Annotated in this window: 18 protein-coding genes and 1 tRNA gene; 11 read left to right on the top strand and 8 right to left on the bottom strand. The window is 53.5% G+C overall.

What is annotated here, in order from left to right; all coding sequences use genetic code 11:
* Window positions 1-11: 11 nt before the first annotated feature.
* Window positions 12-983: an SPOR domain-containing protein gene (locus D9A02_RS13355; RefSeq protein WP_120501426.1), complete on the bottom strand. Its 972-nt coding sequence runs from the start codon at window positions 981-983 to the stop codon at window positions 12-14.
* A gap of 323 nt (window positions 984-1,306) precedes the next feature.
* Here D9A02_RS13355 and D9A02_RS13360 point away from each other — a divergent pair, with 323 nt between their 5' ends.
* Entirely contained in the window at window positions 1,307-2,155 is an 849-nt protein-coding gene (locus D9A02_RS13360; protein ID WP_120501427.1) for a methyltransferase domain-containing protein, read from the top strand.
* 96 nt (window positions 2,156-2,251) lie between these two features.
* Window positions 2,252-2,341 (top strand) — tRNA-Ser (locus D9A02_RS13365).
* A gap of 1,279 nt (window positions 2,342-3,620) precedes the next feature.
* Here D9A02_RS13365 and D9A02_RS13370 read toward each other — a convergent pair.
* On the bottom strand, window positions 3,621-4,352 hold the full coding sequence (locus D9A02_RS13370) for a GntR family transcriptional regulator (RefSeq protein WP_162933067.1): 732 nt from the start codon (window positions 4,350-4,352) through the stop codon (window positions 3,621-3,623).
* A gap of 118 nt (window positions 4,353-4,470) precedes the next feature.
* On the opposite strand from D9A02_RS13370, the gene D9A02_RS13375 reads away from it, so the two are divergent.
* The 9 genes from D9A02_RS13375 (at window position 4,471) to D9A02_RS13415 (ending at window position 14,233) form a co-directional block, all read left to right on the top strand.
* Entirely contained in the window at window positions 4,471-5,340 is an 870-nt protein-coding gene (locus tag D9A02_RS13375; protein WP_120501429.1) for a phytanoyl-CoA dioxygenase family protein, read from the top strand.
* 1 nt (window position 5,341) lies between these two features.
* Window positions 5,342-6,133 carry an aspartate/glutamate racemase family protein gene (locus D9A02_RS13380; RefSeq protein WP_120501430.1) on the top strand — a complete coding sequence of 264 codons (792 nt, stop codon included), beginning with the start codon at window positions 5,342-5,344 and terminating at the stop codon, window positions 6,131-6,133.
* A gap of 23 nt (window positions 6,134-6,156) precedes the next feature.
* Window positions 6,157-8,607 carry an FAD-dependent oxidoreductase gene (locus tag D9A02_RS13385; protein ID WP_120501431.1) on the top strand — a complete coding sequence of 817 codons (2,451 nt, stop codon included), beginning with the start codon at window positions 6,157-6,159 and terminating at the stop codon, window positions 8,605-8,607.
* 148 nt (window positions 8,608-8,755) lie between these two features.
* Window positions 8,756-9,247 (top strand): Lrp/AsnC family transcriptional regulator, encoded by a 492-nt coding sequence (locus D9A02_RS13390; protein WP_120501432.1) that lies wholly within the window; start codon window positions 8,756-8,758, stop codon window positions 9,245-9,247.
* Window positions 9,248-9,399: 152 nt separating this feature from the next.
* Window positions 9,400-10,542 (top strand): glycine cleavage T C-terminal barrel domain-containing protein, encoded by a 1,143-nt coding sequence (locus tag D9A02_RS13395; RefSeq protein WP_120502534.1) that lies wholly within the window; start codon window positions 9,400-9,402, stop codon window positions 10,540-10,542.
* A gap of 29 nt (window positions 10,543-10,571) precedes the next feature.
* Window positions 10,572-11,021: an OsmC family protein gene (locus D9A02_RS13400; RefSeq protein WP_120501433.1), complete on the top strand. Its 450-nt coding sequence runs from the start codon at window positions 10,572-10,574 to the stop codon at window positions 11,019-11,021.
* Window positions 11,022-11,042: 21 nt separating this feature from the next.
* Window positions 11,043-11,843 (top strand): enoyl-CoA hydratase, encoded by an 801-nt coding sequence (locus tag D9A02_RS13405; protein WP_120501434.1) that lies wholly within the window; start codon window positions 11,043-11,045, stop codon window positions 11,841-11,843.
* 7 nt (window positions 11,844-11,850) lie between these two features.
* Window positions 11,851-13,482 carry an acyl-CoA synthetase gene (locus tag D9A02_RS13410; RefSeq protein WP_120501435.1) on the top strand — a complete coding sequence of 544 codons (1,632 nt, stop codon included), beginning with the start codon at window positions 11,851-11,853 and terminating at the stop codon, window positions 13,480-13,482.
* A 124-nt stretch (window positions 13,483-13,606) separates the two neighbouring features.
* Window positions 13,607-14,233: a GntR family transcriptional regulator gene (locus tag D9A02_RS13415; protein WP_120501436.1), complete on the top strand. Its 627-nt coding sequence runs from the start codon at window positions 13,607-13,609 to the stop codon at window positions 14,231-14,233.
* Here the strand turns inward: D9A02_RS13415 and D9A02_RS13420 are convergent.
* Genes D9A02_RS13420 through bioB form a run of 6 tightly spaced genes read right to left on the bottom strand, consistent with a single transcriptional unit; the run spans window position 14,230 to window position 19,612 of the window.
* Complete coding sequence (locus D9A02_RS13420; RefSeq protein ID WP_120501437.1) at window positions 14,230-14,988, bottom strand: methyltransferase domain-containing protein; 759 nt, start codon at window positions 14,986-14,988, stop codon at window positions 14,230-14,232. The two genes, D9A02_RS13415 and D9A02_RS13420, sit on opposite strands and share 4 nt — an antisense overlap.
* On the bottom strand, window positions 14,985-15,605 hold the full coding sequence (locus D9A02_RS13425) for a pimeloyl-ACP methyl esterase BioG family protein (RefSeq protein WP_120501438.1): 621 nt from the start codon (window positions 15,603-15,605) through the stop codon (window positions 14,985-14,987). Before D9A02_RS13425 ends, D9A02_RS13420 begins: the two co-directional genes overlap by 4 nt.
* Complete coding sequence (gene bioA, locus D9A02_RS13430) at window positions 15,602-16,888, bottom strand: adenosylmethionine--8-amino-7-oxononanoate transaminase (RefSeq protein ID WP_120501439.1); 1,287 nt, start codon at window positions 16,886-16,888, stop codon at window positions 15,602-15,604. The genes D9A02_RS13425 and bioA overlap by 4 nt, the downstream gene beginning before the upstream one ends.
* Window positions 16,885-17,505, bottom strand: a complete 621-nt coding sequence (bioD, locus tag D9A02_RS13435) for a dethiobiotin synthase (protein ID WP_120501440.1) — start codon at window positions 17,503-17,505, stop codon at window positions 16,885-16,887. The genes bioA and bioD overlap by 4 nt, the downstream gene beginning before the upstream one ends.
* Window positions 17,502-18,635 (bottom strand): 8-amino-7-oxononanoate synthase, encoded by a 1,134-nt coding sequence (locus D9A02_RS13440; RefSeq protein WP_120501441.1) that lies wholly within the window; start codon window positions 18,633-18,635, stop codon window positions 17,502-17,504. Before D9A02_RS13440 ends, bioD begins: the two co-directional genes overlap by 4 nt.
* Window positions 18,632-19,612 (bottom strand): biotin synthase BioB, encoded by a 981-nt coding sequence (bioB, locus tag D9A02_RS13445; RefSeq protein ID WP_120501442.1) that lies wholly within the window; start codon window positions 19,610-19,612, stop codon window positions 18,632-18,634. The genes D9A02_RS13440 and bioB overlap by 4 nt, the downstream gene beginning before the upstream one ends.
* Between the last annotated feature and the right edge of the window lie 90 nt (window positions 19,613-19,702).

Consider the following 19,702-nt stretch of genomic DNA (forward strand, 5'->3'; position numbering starts at 1 on the left):
TTATAAAACCGTCAGTCACGGACCGGGTAAGCATCATCAAAACCAATTCCCTTGATCTTTTTCAAAAGCGCGCTGCGTTCGGGCTTGTTGGTTGCAGGGCCAACTACCACACGCCACAGCGTTTTGCTTTGGGTTTTCTGTTCCCTGACAGAGGCCTGCAGGCTCTGTTCACGCAACTTAGCGGCGGTACTTTCTGCGTTTTCCTTAACGCTGAAAGTACCGATCTGCAGATATGGTTTTCTGAGCGACGATTGCTGCGCGGATTCCCCAATATCTGTTACCCCACCAGAGCTCGCTGCAGCGGCGTTGGCGACCTCGGCTGCCGCAATTGCCGCAGCAGCGCCCGCCACAGGGGCAAGCGACTTGGTTTCAATCTTTTCAGCCTTTTTAAGCTTTTTGCTCTGTGATTTGGTAGGTTTCTTTTCAGTTGCGGATTTTTTGGTCGTGGTCGCGCTTTTTGTCTCAGCCCCAGTCTTTTCAACTTCTGGCACAGGTTCCGGTGTGGGCGGAGGCGGTGGTGGCGCTTCTTTCCTCAAGGCCGTAACTGACAATTCAGCCGGCGCACCAGCCAGCATGCCCAAGGCATCCGCTGCATCCGATGAAATCTGGAACACCGGGCCCGGATTGTTCCGCTCACGACGGAACAGCGCACCAACAACCGATTTCGAATTTTTGGTATTACGAATTATCACCCGCTCTGGCTGGGTCACATCAGGATGCGCCACCCAGATCCCGCCCAACGAGGGGCGACCATCCCACAGGCCACTGCTGGTCACCTGAAAAACTTCCGGAGCCTCAACATCGCGGGCTTCGCCCTTGGCCGCTTTTGGAACCGTCTGGGATACGGAGGAATCCGTCGCAACCTTATCCTTATCGGCAGGCTTCAAAAAACCCTGCCCTTCTTCGCAACCAACAAGCGCGATCAAACCGATCATGACAACCCCATGCCATGCCTGAATTTTACCAATTGAACGAATGCTCATTCCTGTGTCCTTGCCCGTCGCCTTGTTTGCCTACCGGTTTTCCCAGTGCTGTTTTTTATTATGCAGATTATGCATGGCACAGTCTAACCTGCCCGACCAAACAAGAAAAGTCCACTATGATCGTTTCGGCAGAAATCCCCTGAAAACTCCGGTCATTGCAGATTTTCCAATCTTTGCATCCCCGTTAGATTGAAAGAATGCATCTGAACAAACTAGATTTATACCCGCGCTTTGTGCAAACACACCAAACGCCCCTTTTCACTCAATAAGCGGGGGTACCGAAAGTTTAAGCGCAAAACACAGCATGATCGCGTACGAAGCATATGAAAAGACAAGCCTATATCGCTAAAACGCAAGAAGAACGCGCCGTTCTAAGAGAAATCCTCCGCTGTCGCGATATTCACTCTCAAATCATCTCGGAACGTATGACACGTATGAGAGAGCGCTTTGAAAGGACCGGAAAACAACCGAAAACTGTCTGGTTGGATACCGCATTAGGCATATTCTCACAGCGGGCACTAGAAGCTTGGGTACGATTGCAAGACCTCGGCGTTATCTCCAAACCAGATGAATTGGGCCCATACCCCATGTCTGCATCAGTATTTGAGCGATGCCTGACGCCACCCAAGTACAGGATCCGACCTTACAATCTTTTGCGTGAAAAATTACGTCTAGCAACATTTGCCCCGGAAGTGTTCGACAAACCTAGTCTGAAAGTCCTTGACCTGTCGCCCGGCACCTGCGCCAACCACGAGATATTATCCGCTCGGGGCCATAGCGTCACTCTGGCTGACTATTGGGATCGAAACAGCCAGACAACGTCATTCCAGCCGTTTTGGACACACTATAACGTGCACCCCCTGTACTTTGATGGTCGAGTTTTACCAATACCATTACCGACCGCTGAACATGATCTGGTTTTATGCCACCAGGCGATCAACTTCTATGCGAACCCACCACAATATCTCGAATACATCCGTGAAATATGTCGCCTCGCCAAAACTAAGGTCATCATCATCTTCAACGCATCAGAGGACCAAGAAACCGGGCAACGCAATCAGGACATTCCAGACCTGTCATTACTTAACGGCTGGAACCATCAGATCACGCGTTGCCCAGAGACCTATCTGCCCACAGTCATTTTGGAAAAATGTGAATATCAACTAACCTAAAATCAAGAAAATCACTCCACTTAATCAAGATAGATCAAGGCAACGATATTTTACACTTGCAGGCGATATTCACATTCCTTAAGAGATCACCAAGTCGGAGGAGTGGCAGAGTGGTCGAATGCACCGGTCTTGAAAACCGACGAGGGTGAAAGTCCTCCGTGGGTTCGAATCCCACCTCCTCCGCCATCACTCAAGTGATTGTTATTAAACAGCAATAACAGATGGCGAATCATTTTATCGCACCCACTATTGCACCAATTTGAGATATTGAGCGAGCCGATTTAGCCCTAGTGTAGTTCGCCAAAAAATCTTTCTGTAAGTGACAAGAAAAGTCACAGCAGCGCAATTTGGTGGCTCCGACGATTCCATCTGTCCTAAGTGGCTCCATGCATTCAAAGATTCGATCTTTCCAGAATGACGTCGGAGGGCAACCTTTTCATAGGCCACTTAGCATCGTATTACCGTAATTCATCCTAATTTATGGCCCCGTGATCCTGACGATAACCTTCAGATAACTGCTCTGAGCCCAGAGAAGCCATTGACTATACTTGCCTTTAACTTGTGCCAGAAGTGTTTTGTCTAAAGGTGAACTCACGGATGAACAAAATTGAGTGTTAAAAATGAGATCACCTTTGGCGACAATAGTTATGGTTTCACTGTTGGGATGCACCACTGGCACACCGACCGTGGATTACGCATCCGAAAATGGGATTAGTTTGAAGTACAGCGCTTGGGATACAGTACCAACACTAACTGCTGAGGCTCGTGACATTGCCGTAAAGCACTGCGCTAAGTATGGGAAACACGCGAACTATCGAGGTGGCAACGCCGTAAACGCTATGATTAGCGCCGAGGAATTGCACCAGTTTGCATGTGAAAATGCTAAAACTGATGATAGCGGCATAATCGCTGCACAATCTGATCGGCCAGACTATGTTCCAGTGCCCGTTTATCAACCGCCTACCCAAACAACCTGTAACACAGTGGGTACTTCGACAAATTGCGTGACCTACTAAATCATGCCGACGTTCGTTTCGTGCCGCAAAGCCGATCCTCAAGCTAGTTTATGATAGAAAGAACTTAACTGGCGCCTTCGGATGAGCACAAGAAGCCCAAAGTAACTAATTCTGCGTCAGGCATGAGCCACATAAATGCGCAGATTACAAACTTTTCAAAGTCACACGGACGGCCCTTAAACGCGGGATCGGGATCGAACAGCTCTCATATTACTACAGCAGTCAAAAGCCACCTAAGAAGGCACTTCTAATAGGATTTACGGCAAGTGAAGAGATAGAGATCACAAAGGGCTTCAAGGTTTTCCAAGATTGCTTTAGATTTTAGGCTCTGGCGGAAGAGCCCTTTCAATTGATCGACTTGAAGAGCGGATTTAGCCGCTCCTAACTTGCACCAGAACGAGTAAATCAACCGCCCCGCGTCTCGGGTCTACATTAGCGACAAGATATGGCTATGATCCAGCTTTTAAAATTGCCCGTGCTGAAAACTGCGCCAGCTCTCCGCGCCAGATCTGGCGGCTGAAACAGAAAACTTTACCTGCTTGATCACGCACCCGTTGCTCTTGCTCTATTCCAGACTGATACGGCATCAGACCCAGAATATCAGCTTCGGGTGGGTCAAGCGCGCGCATTCGGATAACGATATCTGCCATATGTCCAAGCGGGCTATAGCGTTGGGTTTGCGGTTGCGCCTGCTGCTCTGGTTGCGCGTTGAACAATAATTCGTTACATCGACTGACGATCACCGTTTCGGTTTCAAGGAACGTTGCGTGCCCTTGCCGACGAAACAGTCGCGTATTCTCATAGACCGGTGTTCCAACCGGAACCGGCAGGATTTTTGCCAATTCGGCATCGACAACAGATTGCTTACTATCAAGAAGCTCCATCTCGATCTCGATCCCCTTGGCCGCAGCACCTGAGATAAAGTTTGACATGCTACCGACATCGTAATCCAGACGTTTGGGTGAAACAAAGCGCCCCTTGCGGTCTTTACTATAGGCAAGTCCCTCGGCCTCAACCGCTTCCAAAGCACGCCTTGCGGTCATACGGCTGACATTATGATGCTCAGCAACGACTCTCTCAGAGGGCAATGGAGTATGCTCTGGCAGCTCTCCGTCTACTATTTGGCTTTTCAAATCACCCACAATCCTCCGAAACAATGGAGCTGAAGTTGATGATTTCATATCGCTTTTCATATTTTTAGGATCACTCTGGGATTTTGTTTTGCATAACATGGAATCTGGTATATACCAACCTCAATCACTGGTATATACCAGCTTACCTTGCAGGGAGGGCAAAAACATGGCTGTTTTGACACAGAAGCAAAAAGATCAGTTCTGGCGTGACGGCGTATTGGTTCTTGAAGATGCCGTAACATCGGAAGAACTTGCAGACTTACGCAAAGTGTTTTCTGAATGGGTCGAAGAAAGCCGCGCCTACACTGATGACTACGGCGAGACCATGGATGGCCGCCCACGGTTTGACCTGCAACCGGGTCATACCGCTGAGGTTCCTGGCCTGCGCAGGGTGCAATCACCTGAGGAGATCTCGGACGTATACGCAGGTATTATGCGCAACGCCCGCACGGTCGATTTCTGTGCTGAACTCATTGGCCCCGCACTGCGCTTCCACCACGGCAAGGTAAATTCCAAGCTTCCGGGTACGGCGACCGAAGTGAAATTCCATCAAGATTTTCCATTCCAACCGATGACCAACGATGACATCATCACATGCCTGCTGTTCGTCGATGATGTCACGCTTGAAAATGGCCCGCTTGAGGTTGTACCCGGCACCCACATCGGGCCACTTTATTCCCATTGGCATAACGGGGTCTTTACCGGCGCTGTGGCGGATGAGGTTAAAGATCAGCACATAGACAATGTCATCAAATGCACCGGCAAAGCAGGGTCCGTTTGCCTGATGCACGCGCGTCTGTTGCATGGATCTGCGCCGAACCTGTCTGACACCTCGCGCACGCTCTACATCTCAACCTATTACGCCGAGGACGCGATTGAATTGAGCCAAAACCACCTGCCCAGCACGCTTACGCATGAGGTCGTGCGCGGCGAGGCGTCGGGCCGCGTGCGTTGTTCGTCTTACGATATGGCGTTGCCTGAGGTGCCAAAAGACACCTCGTTTTTCGCGCAACAAGAGATGGCCGAGGCGGGATGAGATGAGCAAACAAGACGCGCGTATCAAACGCCTGAACTTTACAACCGATGCTGGCGCGGGAGACCGCGCCCGCATTGGCCTTCTGGTGCTTGAATCCGACCAGACGATGGAATGGGAATTCCGCGCCCTGACGGACCTGCCCGGCGTGTCAGTCTATCATTCGCGTCTTGCCAATGACGTCACCGTCACCCCGGAAACCTTGGGGCGGATGGAGGCTGAACTGCCTATCGCTGCAGGGCTGTTACCTGACTACATGGGCCTCAACGCCATCGGTTATGGCTGCACGTCTGCGTCTACCATTATTGGCGAAGAGCGTGTGGCCGAAATCTTTGAAGAGGCGCATCCCGGCGTGCCCTCAACCAACCCGTTGACCGCCGCCAAGGTCGCGCTTGGCGCTCTGGGTGTTAAACGACTTGGATTACTGACACCATATTCCCCCGAAGTGACTGATGCGATGCAGGCCAAATTCAACACTGCAGGTATCGATGTCACAGTTGTGGGCTCATTCTATGAGCAAAGCGATTTGGTCGTTGGCAAGATCGATCCAAAGTCTATCCTGCAAGCCGCCATATCTGTTGGCCAATCGCCTGACGTTGACGGCGTTTTTATTTCCTGCACCAGCCTGCGCGCGGCGGGCATTATCGAACAGGCAGAACAGACCTTAGGCAAGCCTGTCACCGCCAGCAACCACGCCCTTGCGTGGCATTTGCTACGTCTGGCGGGCATCGAAGACACCGTTGACAACGCTGGCCAGCTATTTCGTGAACAACTGCGCGTTTTGACCGACGCATAACCACCCCTGACAGGACGACAAACATGCAAAAACAACTCCCCAGCCATGCGCAAGTTGTAATCATTGGCGGTGGTATCCACGGCTGCTCGGTCGCCTATCATCTGGCCAAGGAAGGCTGGAAAGATGTTGTGTTGCTGGAACGCAAGCAACTGACCAGCGGCACCACATGGCACGCCGCCGGTCTAGTGGGGCAGCTGCAGGGCAGTCACGCCACCACGGCCTTTGCCAAATACGGTATTGAGTTACTGGAAGAGATCGAAGCTGAGACCGGTCAGAATCCCGGTTATCGCCGGTCTGGTTCAATCTCGATCGCTGTCAATGAGGAACGTCATGCTGAGCTGAAGCGCAAAGCAGATTTCGCGTCGTTGTTTGGGATCGAGGCGCATGCGCTCAGCACGGATGAGATCAAAGAACGTTGGCCTCTGATGAATCCCGAGGGTGTATTGGGGGGCATCTATATGCCGTCTGACGGCTCGGCCAACCCGATTGACCTGACCACCGCGCTGGCCAAAGGCGCGCGCATGCACGGCGCGCAAATCTTTGAACACATCAAAGTTGAGGAAGTGCTGGTCGAAGGTGGCGCCGCACGCGGCGTGCGCACCGAACAGGGCACGATCACAGCTGATTTTGTCGTCAACTGCGGCGGTATGTGGGCCCGAGAATTGGGCCAGAAGAGTGGCGTCGGTGTCCCGCTTCATGCCTGTGAACATTACTATCTGGTGACCGAGGCCATTCCCAATCTACCCAGTGACCTGCCGGTGCTACGATCTTATTGCGATGGCACCTATTGGAAGGAAGACGCCGGCAAGCTGTTGTTTGGCTTTGCCCATTTCAACGCCAAGCCATGGGCCACAAATGGCATTCCCGAATCTTTTGAATTCGACAGCCTTCCGTTTGTCGAAGACGACGTGATGGAGGTCTTGGAACTGGCGATGAACCGTGTGCCGCTGCTGCAGGAAACCGGCATTCGCACGTTTTTTAACGGACCAGAAAGCTATTCCTACGACGGTCGCTTTACCCTTGGCGAAGCGCCAGACATCAAAGGGTATTTTGTGTTGGCAGGTGTGAATTCCACCGGCATTCAATCGGGCCCCGGTGCGGGCAAGGCATTGGCCGAATGGATCATGAAGGGCCATGCCCCGATGGATCTGGCTGAAATGGACCCAAAGCGCTGCGAAGAGTTTCAGGCGCGTGACATCTATTTGCGCGAACGCTGCCCCGAAACCTTGGTGCTGACCTACGCGATGCACTGGCCCGGCCGTCAGCGTGAAACGGTGCGAAACCTGCGCCGCACCCCGTTTCATCACGCACTCAAGGCGCACGGCGCCTGCTTTGCCGAAGCGCAAGGCTGGGAACGCCCCGGCTGGTTTGGCCCAACTGGCAGCACGCCGGTCTATGACCACAGTTTCTATCGCCCCAGTTGGTTTGACACAGTTCAAGAGGAACAGCATGCCGCCCGCAATGCTGTGGCCATGATCGACTACACCATGTTGGGCAAGTTGATGGTCGAGGGCAAGGATGCGGAATCCTTCCTGCAACGTCTATGTACCAACAATATGGCGATGAACCCGGGACGGGTGGCTTATACGCTGATGCTCAATGAACGCGGCGGGATTGAGAGTGATGTCACTGTTGCCCGCCATGGCAATGAAAGCTTCATGATGATGAGCTCCATCTCACACACCCGACGCGACTACCTGCATTTACGGGACAATATCCAACCGGACGAAGATGTGCGCCTGCGTGATGTGACATCGTCCTATGGCGTTCTAGGCATAATGGGGCCCAAATCGCGAGAGGTTCTGGCCAGCGTCAGCGATATAGATATGTCGAATGAAGCTTTCAAATTCAACAGCTTCCAACATTTCCACATCGGTCACGCCAAGGTCTTCGCCCAACGCCTTTCCTATTCGGGTGAGCTGGGATGGGAAGTTTTTGTCACCCCGGACTTTGCCGAACATGTGTTCGAGGTTTTGATGAACGCGGGCAAACAGTATGGCTTGCGCCTTATCGGTGGCGAAGCCCTCAATGCCTTGCGCATTGAGAAAGGCTTTGTTCATTGGGGGCATGACATGGCCTATACGGAATCTCCACATCAGATAAGGTTGGATTTTGCCTGCAAACCCAACAAAGACATCCCGTTCATAGGGCGCGACGCTTATCTTGTCTGCAAAGCCAAAGCTGATGGCCCCTATCTCTGTTCTGTCAAATTGAACGATCCAGAACCATTATTGCATCACAATGAGCCCATCCTGCGCGATGGGCTGGTGGTCGGTTATGTCACTGCCGGGGCCTATGGCAACACCATCGGGTCAGCTGTGGGGCTGTGCTTTGTGGCCTTACCAGATGGAGAAACTGACAAGGAATCACTGGAAACTGGCAGCTATACCGTCATGGTAGAAGGCCGTGCCATTGCTGCTGACATCAGCTTAACGCCATTCCATGATCCACAAAGCAAACGTATGCTACAATAGAATGGCTCATGCCCATACGGTACGGCTTGTAGCTGCGTCAAACGATATGTCCAAAATCTAACGCTTAACCTCTGAAACGAGAGTAACTGATTGCGTCCTGCGCATTCATGGCCAATGTTATGATGAACTCAACGAAGGTCACGGGTACATGAAGAAAATTGGTCTTGATGCGACTGATATTCGCATCCTCAGAGCAGTCCAGATGCATGGGCAACTCAGTAAAACCAAGCTGGCTGAGATTGTCAATCTGTCGCCAACCCCCTGCTGGGCCCGATTGAGCAAGCTGAAAACAGCTGGATTTATCCGCGGGTATCATGCTGAAATTGCCCTAGATCAGATTGGTGATTTTACGCAAGTCATCGTCACCATCGCGCTGACACATCACCGTAAATCCGATTTCGAACGGTTTGAAGCCCACATCCAAAAACTGGATGAGGTCGCAGAATGCGTCGCGACGGGCGGCGGCATGGATTATGTGATGAAGGTCTTCAACCACAACCTTGCCTCGTTTCAAGCTATGATGGACGCTTTGCTGGCTGCAGAAATTGGGATCGAGCGTTACATGACCTACATCGTCACGCGCGAGGTCAAATCGCAACCTCCTCACCTTTCTAAACTGGCGGCAAAACCCAACATCTGACATGCCCCGCCCGATCAGCCTGTCAATCCTCTGATTACAGTCTATCCGGTCTGCAAAACGCGTGTTTTCAGACCACACCCAACTGGCTTGTGATGTTACATGTTCGTAACAACGAATGAAGCCACCGCCATTGGTGTAAATGGATGAATAACATGACAAAATCAGATGGTTTCGGGTTCGGAACACAGATCCGAAAATCCCCGTATTTCGACGCAACCGTCCGCTGGGGCGCGCAAGGGTTCTCCGTATATAATCACATGTACATCCCGCGTGATTTCGGGAGCCCCGAACAGAATTTCTGGAATCTTGTGAATGACGCCATCCTATGTGACGTCGCGGTCGAGCGTCAGGTTGAAATCACCGGACCGGATGCAGCTAAGTTTGTCCAAATGCTAACCCCGCGTGACCTGTCCAAGATGGCTGTAGGCCAGTGTAAATATATCCTGATTACCAATGCTGATGGTGGCCTTCTGAACGACCCAATCCTGCTGCGCTTGGCCGAAAACCACTTCTGGATCTCGCTGGCAGACAGCGACATCCTACTTTGGGCGCAGGGTGTGGCCGTACATTCGGGCCTGGATGTTAGCATCTGCGAACCCGATGTTTCGCCGCTTCAACTGCAAGGTCCAAAATCAGGCGAGGTGATGAAAGCGCTGTTTGGCGACAGCATCATGGATCTGAAATACTATTGGCTGCGCAAGTTCGAACTGGATGGCATTCCGTTGATCGTGTCGCGCACCGGCTGGTCCAGCGAATTGGGGTATGAGTTATACCTGCAGGACGGAACACGAGGGGATGAGCTGTGGGAAAAAGTTATGGCAGCAGGAAAGCCCTTTGATCTGAAACCCGGTCATACCTCCTCTATTCGTCGGATCGAGGGTGGGATGCTGTCTTATCATGCTGATGCCGATATCAACACCAATCCTTATGAGCTTGGGTTTGACCGGCTTGTGAACCTCGATATTGATGCTGAATTCATCGGCAAATCCGCGCTGCGCCGGATTAAAAAAAACGGCACAAGCCGCAAACAGGTGGGGCTTGTGATCGACGGCGCGCCGCTCACAGGCCCGAACACCACCTTCTGGGCCATCAGCAAAGATGGTGCTGTCGTTGGCAAGGTCACCTCTGCCGTCTATTCTCCGCGGCTTGAGCAAAACATCGCCTTGGCAATGATATCCACTGGCTGCTCAGAAATCGGCACCGTGGTCGATGTCGCAATGCCGGACGGGATCCATAAGGCCACCATCGCAGAACGCCCCTTCTTTGATCCCAAAAAGAAAATCGCCGCCTCCTGAACCGCGTAAAAAATACAGAGAACACATTAATGTCTGACCTTTCAATCGAGCTGCACTGGCAGCGCATCGAGCCCGTCTTACAAGAAGGTAAATATTCAAACGCACATACCGTGCAATACAATCACAGCCACGAAGTTCAGGTTGACGCCGCCCCAGACTGGGGTGGCGACCCTGATCACACTAATCCTGAACAAGCCCTCGCCTCTGCTTTATCCAGCTGTCATATGATGACCTTTCTGGCCCTCGCCACAAAGGCCAACTGGCAAGTGGCAAGCTACCACGATTACGCGGTTGCCCATCTTGGCAAAAATGCCAAGGGTCAAATGTCAGTGACCAAAGTGGATTTGCATCCAGTGGTGCGTTTTGACACCGGGTTCACCGTTGATAAAGCTGAACTGGAGCAGATGCAGCACCGGGCACACCGCTATTGCTTCATCGCCAATACGCTCGCTGACAGCGTCGAAATCAACATTCTGTAGACTGGGAAAAGGAACGGACCTGTGCAAACAACTGATATTCTACTGCATGATCTGGATGACAACGGCATTCTGCGCCTGACCCTCAATGATGTTGGGCGGCGCAACGCCCTGTCAGAGGCGATGCTGACCAGACTTGGCACTGCTTTTGCCGATGCCGGTGCCAACCCATCCGTGCGGGTCATCATATTGGCCGCCAACGGGCCTGCTTTTTGTGCCGGTCACGATCTGAAGGAAATGACAGCCGGTCGCGCCGCACCTGATCATGGAAAAGCTTATTTCACAAAGGTCTTGGCGCAATGTTCAGGCGTGATGCAGTCCATTGTGAATTGTCCCAAACCCGTCATTGCCCAAGTCACAGGAGTTGCAACCGCAGCAGGTTGTCAGTTGGTGGCCAGTTGCGATCTGGCGATTGCATCCGACACAGCGCAATTTAGCACACCCGGCGTTCACATCGGCTTGTTTTGCTCAACCCCGATGGTGGCCCTGTCACGGAATGTTGGCAATAAACACGCGATGGAAATGCTGCTGACAGGCGATATGACGCCCGCAAGTCGCGCCGCCGAAATTGGGGTGATAAACCGGGCCGTCGCCCCCGATACCTTGCAAGAAATCACCATGGAAATGGCGCGTAAAATTGCCTCAAAATCCAGTATGACGCTAGCCACCGGAAAACGTGCCTTCTATGCCCAACGCGAGATGCCCCTCTCGGAAGCTTACGATTATGCCTCTGGGGTGATGGTCAACAACATGCTTGCCCACGACGCCGAAGAAGGCATAGGTGCGTTCATCGAAAAACGTGCTCCTCAATGGCAAGATCATTGAGCAGAAAATGAACAATCCGTACAATGATGGTCTGGATCGCAATCCAGCAAATTACCAACCACTGACGCCATTGACGTTTCTGGAACGCGCCGCCAGCGTTTTTCCCAGTCACACCGCAATCATTCATGGCACATTGCAACGCAATTACGCCGATTTCTATACGCGGTCCCGGCAGCTGGCCTCGGCCCTGACGCAAATCGGCATTGGACGGGGTGACACCGTATCGGCACTACTGGCAAACACTCCAGCAATGTTAGAATGCCATTACGGCGTACCAATGTGCGGCGGAGTACTGCATTCGGTCAATACCCGATTGGACGCGGCGATCATTGCCTTTCAGCTTGATCACGCGGCGTCTAAGGTCGTGATTGTTGATCGGGAATTCATGCCCTTGATGCAAGAGGCCCTTGCATTATGTACGCACAAACCGGCTTTAATCCAGTATGATGACCCGGAATTCACCGGGCCTGAAACAGATCACGCCGCGATCGATTTCGATACGTTTTTGTCCTCTGGTGATCCTGATTTTGCATGGTTGATGCCACTAGACGAGTGGGATGCAATTTCGATCAACTACACATCTGGCACAACCGGCGATCCAAAAGGCGTGGTGTCGCATCACAGGGGTGCCTATCTGTTGGCACAGGGAAATGCACTGACAACCTCAATGCACAAACATGCGGTCTATCTGTGGACACTACCAATGTTTCATTGCAACGGTTGGTGTTTCCCTTGGACGATGTCGGCCATCATCGGCACCCATGTGTGCCTGCGTCAGGTCCGGGCAGAGCCAATTTGGAATGCGTTGGCTGACGATGGTGTGACCCACCTGTGTGGCGCACCTATTGTAATGTCGCTCCTTATTTCCGCGCCAAGCAGTGCCAAACGGGAACTTGCGCACAAAGTGCAGTTTTTCACCGCCGCCGCCCCGCCACCTGAAACGTTGTTGGCCGATATGAAAACCGCAGGATTTGACGTGACCCATCTGTATGGATTGACAGAAACCTACGGCCCTGCGGTAGTGAATGACTGGCATCAAGATTGGTCAACCCTGCCCGCGGCTGAACAGGCCGCACTGAAATCCCGCCAAGGTGTGCGTTATCTTCCGCTGGAAGGTCTCGATGTGATGGATCCTGAAACAATGACCTCGGTGCCCCGTGATGGCCAAACCATGGGAGAGGTCATGTTCCGAGGGAATGTCGTGATGAAGGGTTACTTTCGCAATCACAACGCCACGCAAGAGGCCTTTTCTGGCGGCTGGTTCCACTCTGGCGATCTGGGTGTCATGCATCCCGATGGCTATATCCAACTCAAAGATCGATCCAAGGACATCATCATTTCGGGCGGAGAAAATATTTCCTCAATCGAAGTCGAAGAGGCTTTGTACCGACATCCCGCTGTCGAAGTGGTCGCCGTTGTTGCCATGCCTCATGAGAAGTGGGGGGAAACGCCCTGTGCCTTTGTCGAACGTGTGGTCGGATCTGATGTACCAGCCGAGACGTTGCGCCAATGGTGCCGTGATCAGCTTGCACCCTATAAAGTGCCCGGCCATTTTGTGTTTGTACCAATCCCCAGAACTTCGACCGGGAAAATTCAGAAATTCTCGCTACGTGAACAGGCGAGAAACTTATCAAACTGAATCTGTTAAAATCGCCCCCCGTCTGCCTGATGCCAATGGGGGGCATCTTTAAATTATCCCCCTCAGACGGCCTGCCTACTTCACCCTGCAATCAATATCGTTTAGCAAGGCATGAACCGGGAAATTGAGTATCGAGGCACAGGTGTCAGAGCAGCAAAGCAAGAAATCGGACCAGCTTGCGCATGTGCTTTCGGAGCGGATTGTACGTGGAGAGTTTCAGCCCGGTGAAAAACTGCGCCAAGATTCGATTGCCCGTGAATTCAGCGTCAGTCAGGTCACTGTCCGAGAAGCGTTCACCCGCCTGTCATCGCAGGGGCTTGTCATCAGCCTGCCACGCCGAGGGATCTGTATCGCACCTCTGGATCAGTCCGTTGTGGACGAACTGCAAGTCATGCGCCGGGCGCTTGAGCCCCTCGCCCTGCAACTGTCGGTGCCAAACCTGACCCCGGAGCAGATCGCCACAATTGAGCTGATCCATCTGGCCTGCAACGCATCAGAAACGGCCACTGATTGGGAACGTGAGAACCGCAACTTTCACATCGCGATCATCGAAGGCTGCAAAATGCCGCGTTTGATTGCCGAAGTGAGCAATCTGCAACTGCTATATGCACGACATTTTTTCAACCATCATGCCCCACGCTGGAAACGTCGTGATGACCCTGATCACGCGGCAATTCTGTCCGCGATCAAGGCCCGTGATGCCAAGCGCGCGCATACCGTCATGCAACGCCATCTGGCACGACTAGGCTAGGCGCGTTTACGTCCGACGATCCAAATCGGGTGATAAGTCAGCGGCACGCCATGCTCTGTACCGAATTTATCGACATATTCTGACGTGAACTGCGCAAGTCTGGTCTTGTTCCACCCTTTTTGAGCGCGTCCATTGACCCCGGTTTGGCGCAGGTGATGCAAGACATGTCGCGGGCTTGGGAAATACTGGCATCTTTCAGCCTCACCCATCTCAATCACTTCAATTTCATCAGAGATCGCCGCAACCAAATCCTCTGGCTGGCAAAGACCCGGCGCTTTTGCTGAAGATCCCAGTTGAGACAGCTGGCAATATTGATTTTGACCAAATCCCGACACGGCCAGCCATCCACCCGGGGCAAGATGGCGAGCAGCCTCCGCCATGAGCTTTGCCGGATCCTGCAGCCATTGGATCATTGATGCCGAGGCCACCAGATCAACCTGATTGGGCCATGCGGTGGTTGCGACATCTCCGGGCAAAAATTCCGCTCCAAAGATTGCAGCAGTGTGATCTGCTTCAGGGGTGATATCGTTCAGGATCAGTTTGGAGAATTCGAAATTTTGACAAAGTGCTTGCGTCAGATGCCCAGTACCACAGCCAAACTCGAACGCATATTCAAATGCTTTGGGTGCGCCGGATTGCCCTAACAAATGAGCCAAATGATTTGCCACCCAGATTTGCTGGCTGGAGGCTTCATCATAGGTATCAAAGCTACGACTGAAACTGCGTTGAACACGCATAGACATTTGTGGGGTCATATCAGCCACTCCGCCCAGTTTTGGCCGGCACCAAACGGCACATGCGGCCCATCGGTATGGCGCACTACATCACCCTGCCCCTGCCACGCCGCGATTTGCGCGTCGGTTGGGATGATCCGGTCGCGATCTGGAATCCAGATCCGATCAAACTGGCGATCAGGTGCCGCGCCGCGATCCGCAATAGCATGCAGCTCCGCCTGTGCCGCTGTCAGATTGATCGCAGGCGCCTGGCCAGTTACCCCCGCGCGTCGGCAAAACCGGGCAAAACTGACATCCGTCAACCCATCTGCCGTGGCGCGCACCGTTTCAGGCGCGATACCCAGGCTACTATCTGCGGGATACAACGTGCCTGCGACGGCCACCAACTTGTCAGGCTCTGCTCCGCTTTGCGCAAGCCAATGCGCCGCAGATGCCACGCCAAAGGAATAGGCCAGCAACGTGACATGGTCATAGCCCGCCAGATCCGGTAGCGGATCATCCAGTTTGGTATAGTCCTCCACAAACAAAATATCATCAGACCCACTCAGGCCCTGAAATGGGGCAACGCCAAGCGCCCAGCCCCCAAAAACAAGGATCAGATCCGATGTACCAGTATGGGATAACCAGTGGTGCCTCATACATCGCCTCGCGCCAAAGCCACCATCGCCGAGGTCACTCGGCTCAACTCATCCTCGGACATCACAAACGGCGGCATGCAATAGATATTGCGGGCAAAGGGTCGCAGCCACACCCCCGTTTCAAGCGCCGCACGGTGGGCGACGCGTGGGTCAACCGTCTCATGCATCTCGATCACACCGATGGCACCTAAAACGCGGACCTCTGCCACACTGGGCAAAGCGCGGGCTGGCGCCAGCTCATGCTGCATCTGATCAGCAATTTGTGTCACATCCTGCTTCCAGTTTCCGTTTGCAAGCAGGCTCAGGCTGGCAGCGCCCGCAGCACAGGCCAATGGGTTCGCCATATACGTGGGACCGTGCATCATCACCCCGGCCTCACTGTTTCCGATACCTTCAGCCACGTTTTTTGAGGTGACCGTCGCTGACAGGGTGATATGTCCCCCAGTCAGAGCTTTGCCCACACAAATAATGTCCGGCGCAATCCCAGCATGATCCATCGCAAACAGCTCTCCACTGCGGCCGAATCCTGTGGCAATTTCGTCAAAAATCAGCAAGATACCGTATTCATCACACAGCTCTTTCGCCCCGCGCAGCCATGCCGGGTGATAAAAATACATGCCCCCCGCCCCTTGAACCACCGGCTCAACAATAAGGCCTGCGATCTGGTTGCCTTTTCGCTCCAGTAGCTGTTCCAACTCTGCCAGACCATTCTGGATGGGATCCTCGCACCATTCCTCATCAAAGCGAATACTTGGGCGTGGCAGGAAGTGCTGGATCGACAAGGCCCCGGCGAACAATCCGTGCATACCATTCACCGGATCACAGACGCTCATCGCCTTCCACGTATCCCCGTGATAGCCGCCACGTATGGTGGCAAATTCAACCCGATGAGCGTGCCCCTGCGCCATCTGATACTGCACCGCCATTTTCAACGCGACTTCGATCGTGACAGAGCCGCTATCGCTATAAAACACGCGGTCCAACCCCTCAGGCATAAATTCAACCAGCCTGCGCCCCAGCTCAATCGCCGGATCATGGGTCAATCCACCAAACATCACATGCGGCAGCTGATCTATCTGACGGTGCATGGCGTCAGTGATGACCGGATGACGATGGCCGTGAATAGCGCACCACCACGATGACATTGCATCTATCATCTTGCCGCCATCATCGCGAGTCAGCCAAACACCTTCAGCCCCCGTAATCAAATGCATCGGGCCGGGATCCATGACATTCGTATAGGGATGCCACAAATGGCGGGCGTCAAACTCCATCGGGGTCATAGCGCGCTCCTGATTGTTGCAAGATCGATGGCTTCAAAGGCCTCGCTCAGGTTGGCTTTGGTCAATGGATCCAGCACGGGCAACCGTCCCAGATGTGCGACGTCACACATCTGGCAGATCGTGCCCTCAACCGCAGGATCGGGATCGCCGACAAAAGCCACGCCAATCACCGCACATCCGGCATCTCGGAGCGCTTTCAGCGACAGTGATGTATGATTGATCGTACCAAGTGCCGTGCGGGCCACCAAAATGACCGGTGCATGCCATTGCGCGAACATGTCCACAAAGAAATGTTTACGGGTCAGCGGCACCATAACGCCCCCGGCCCCTTCGACCACCAACGGGCCCTCAACTTGCGGCAAGGCAAGCTGGCCCAAGTCAATTTCCACGCCCATATCTTCGGCCGACAAATGCGGCGAGGCAGGCATATTCAAACGGTACGCCTCGGGCAGGATCCGTGCACCTGACAGGGCTTGCACGGATTCGCTGTCAGTTGCATCATCCAATCCCGATTGTACGGGTTTCCAATAGCTTGCGCCAAGCGCTGCGGTCAGCCCAGCAGCAAAGACCGTTTTGCCAATGCCCGTATCCGTGCCTGTTATGATGATCGTATTCATGCAGCCTCTGCCAATTGGGTTGCCAATAGTTCAAATAATTCAGTTATATCTGATAGTTTAACATTTCCGGTGATCGAAATCCGCAGGCGCGATGTATTGCGCGGCACAGTCGGTGGGCGAATGCCGCGCACATCAAACCCCTGCCCTTGCAAGGCCGTGGCCATCGCCATAGTGCGCGCATCATCGCCCAGAATGACCGGAATGATTTGGCTAGACAGCTCAGTTGTAGTTAACCCGCAACGGCGCGCCTCGGCGTGGGCATGTTGCATTCGTGCCTGTGCCGCATCCACCAGCCCCTGCCCATTCGAGATCTGTTCCAGCGCCGCCCGGACCATGGCCGCATCAAAGGGCGATGGTGCGGTGGCAAAGATAAAGGGGCGCGCCCGGTTGATCAGGGTATCAATCATCACCTGCGCGCCGCAGATCAAACCACCAGAAACGCCCAGCCCCTTGCCACAGGTGTGCAATGTCAGCAGCTCGCCCTCAAGCCCGTGCGCCAAACCTGCGCCCTGAGACCCAAATACGCCGGTTGCATGCGCCTCATCCACCACCAAAATGGCCCCCTGTGCGTGTGCCAGAGCCGCAAGGGCCTTTAGTGGGGCCAGATCGCCCTCCATAGAGTAAACACTTTCGACCGCCAGCCAAACCTGACCGGTTCCGCCTGCCGTTCGCCAATCGGCCAACACGCGTTGCGCATCATCGACATCATTATGGGCAAAAGCGCGTGTATCCGCCCGCCCCAGCCGCATGCCTTCGATCGCACTGGCGTGTACCAATACGTCGTGTAGGATCAGATCACCAGCCGCTGGCAGGGTCGAAAATAACGCCTGATTGGCCTGAAATCCGCCGCCCATGAATAGTGCTGCCTCGGTCCCGAAAAACGCAGCTGCCTCTTGTTCAAGCACTTCATGTTCAGGATGATTGCCCCGCAGCAGACGCGATCCCCCCGAGCCCAGCGGAACGCCGCGCGCCAGCGCCTTTTGCGCAGCCATGTTCATCGCTTGGGATCCAGTCAGCCCAAGGTAGTCATTTGACGCGAAATCCAAACCCTGCCGGGGCGAAAGCCTACGGCGTCGATGCCGGACCTCAAGCGTGCCCAGCATGGATTTCAGACGCTCAGTGGCTGTCATTCAGCCGCTTCCACCCGATCCTGTACGGGCAGGGTCTCTGGCTGCATGCCAAGTTTGGCAAACAAACGCGCGTCAGTGTCTTCTTCGGGGTTGTCCGCGGTCAGCAATGTATCACCCACAAAGATCGAATTCGCCCCGGCAAAGAAACACATCGCCTGCATCTCATCACTCATGTCACTACGACCAGCCGAAAGGCGCACATAGGACTGCGGCATCATGATGCGAGCCACGGCAATCACACGGACAAATTCGATCGGGTCAATCGGTTCAGCATCTGCCAACGGCGTATCCGCCTGCGGCATCAGCATGTTGATCGGCACAGATTCAGGTGGCTCAGACAGGTTTGCCAGAGACACCAGCATGTCGATGCGGTCACCTGTGTGTTCACCCATGCCAAGAATACCGCCCGAGCATACCTTCATTCCAGCGGCCCGCACCCGTTCCAGCGTATCAATACGGTCTGCAAAGGTGCGCGTGCCAATCACTTCAGGATAATATCGCTCAGATGTATCGATGTTGTGATTGTAATAATCCAAACCTGCATCGCGCAGTTGCACCACTTGCGTGTCGTCCAGCATGCCAAGCGTCATACAGGTTTCCATGCCAAGGTCTCGGACCCCCTGAACCATCGCTACAAGCGCATCCATATCGCGGGCTTTAGGTTCACGCCATGCGGCCCCCATACAGAAACGGGTTGCCCCGGCATCACGTGCCTTGCGGGCCTGCGCCAATGTACGCTCGACCTCGATCAGCTTGGAGGCTGGCAATTGTGAGCCATTGCGCGCCGACTGTGAACAATAGGCGCAATCTTCGGCGCAGCCACCCGTTTTGATCGAAAGAAGCTTTGAAGTTTGCACTTTGTTTGGGTCAAAATTTTCGCGATGCACAGTGTGCGCGCGAAACAGCAAATCCATCAATGGCAGTATATACAAGTCTTGAGCAGTATCTCGGGTCCAGCGCGTGATGCAATCAGTCATTTTATCGATAATTTCCCTAGTGCGGATGGAGTTTCCGCAAACTTATCGATAACGGCCAGAAACGCAACCAAAACCATGCAGTACAAAACC

This window comes from Roseovarius sp. EL26 (assembly GCF_900327775.1).
Classification (GTDB): domain Bacteria; phylum Pseudomonadota; class Alphaproteobacteria; order Rhodobacterales; family Rhodobacteraceae; genus Roseovarius.

Coding starts and splice junctions, on each gene's coding strand:
- D9A02_RS13440 (WP_120501441.1), bottom strand. CDS start 18,635: ATGACAGCCACTGAGCGTCTGAAATCCATGCTGGGCACGCTTGAGGTC.
- D9A02_RS13410 (WP_120501435.1), top strand. CDS start 11,851: ATGAACAATCCGTACAATGATGGTCTGGATCGCAATCCAGCAAATTAC.
- D9A02_RS13355 (WP_120501426.1), bottom strand. CDS start 983: ATGAGCATTCGTTCAATTGGTAAAATTCAGGCATGGCATGGGGTTGTC.
- D9A02_RS13395 (WP_120502534.1), top strand. CDS start 9,400: ATGACAAAATCAGATGGTTTCGGGTTCGGAACACAGATCCGAAAATCC.
- D9A02_RS13425 (WP_120501438.1), bottom strand. CDS start 15,605: ATGAGGCACCACTGGTTATCCCATACTGGTACATCGGATCTGATCCTT.
- D9A02_RS13380 (WP_120501430.1), top strand. CDS start 5,342: ATGAGCAAACAAGACGCGCGTATCAAACGCCTGAACTTTACAACCGAT.
- D9A02_RS13400 (WP_120501433.1), top strand. CDS start 10,572: ATGTCTGACCTTTCAATCGAGCTGCACTGGCAGCGCATCGAGCCCGTC.
- bioA (WP_120501439.1), bottom strand. CDS start 16,888: ATGACCCCGATGGAGTTTGACGCCCGCCATTTGTGGCATCCCTATACG.
- D9A02_RS13390 (WP_120501432.1), top strand. CDS start 8,756: ATGAAGAAAATTGGTCTTGATGCGACTGATATTCGCATCCTCAGAGCA.
- bioD (WP_120501440.1), bottom strand. CDS start 17,505: ATGAATACGATCATCATAACAGGCACGGATACGGGCATTGGCAAAACG.
- D9A02_RS13385 (WP_120501431.1), top strand. CDS start 6,157: ATGCAAAAACAACTCCCCAGCCATGCGCAAGTTGTAATCATTGGCGGT.
- D9A02_RS13420 (WP_120501437.1), bottom strand. CDS start 14,988: ATGACCCCACAAATGTCTATGCGTGTTCAACGCAGTTTCAGTCGTAGC.
- bioB (WP_120501442.1), bottom strand. CDS start 19,612: ATGACTGATTGCATCACGCGCTGGACCCGAGATACTGCTCAAGACTTG.
- D9A02_RS13360 (WP_120501427.1), top strand. CDS start 1,307: ATGAAAAGACAAGCCTATATCGCTAAAACGCAAGAAGAACGCGCCGTT.
- D9A02_RS13370 (WP_162933067.1), bottom strand. CDS start 4,352: ATGAAATCATCAACTTCAGCTCCATTGTTTCGGAGGATTGTGGGTGAT.
- D9A02_RS13375 (WP_120501429.1), top strand. CDS start 4,471: ATGGCTGTTTTGACACAGAAGCAAAAAGATCAGTTCTGGCGTGACGGC.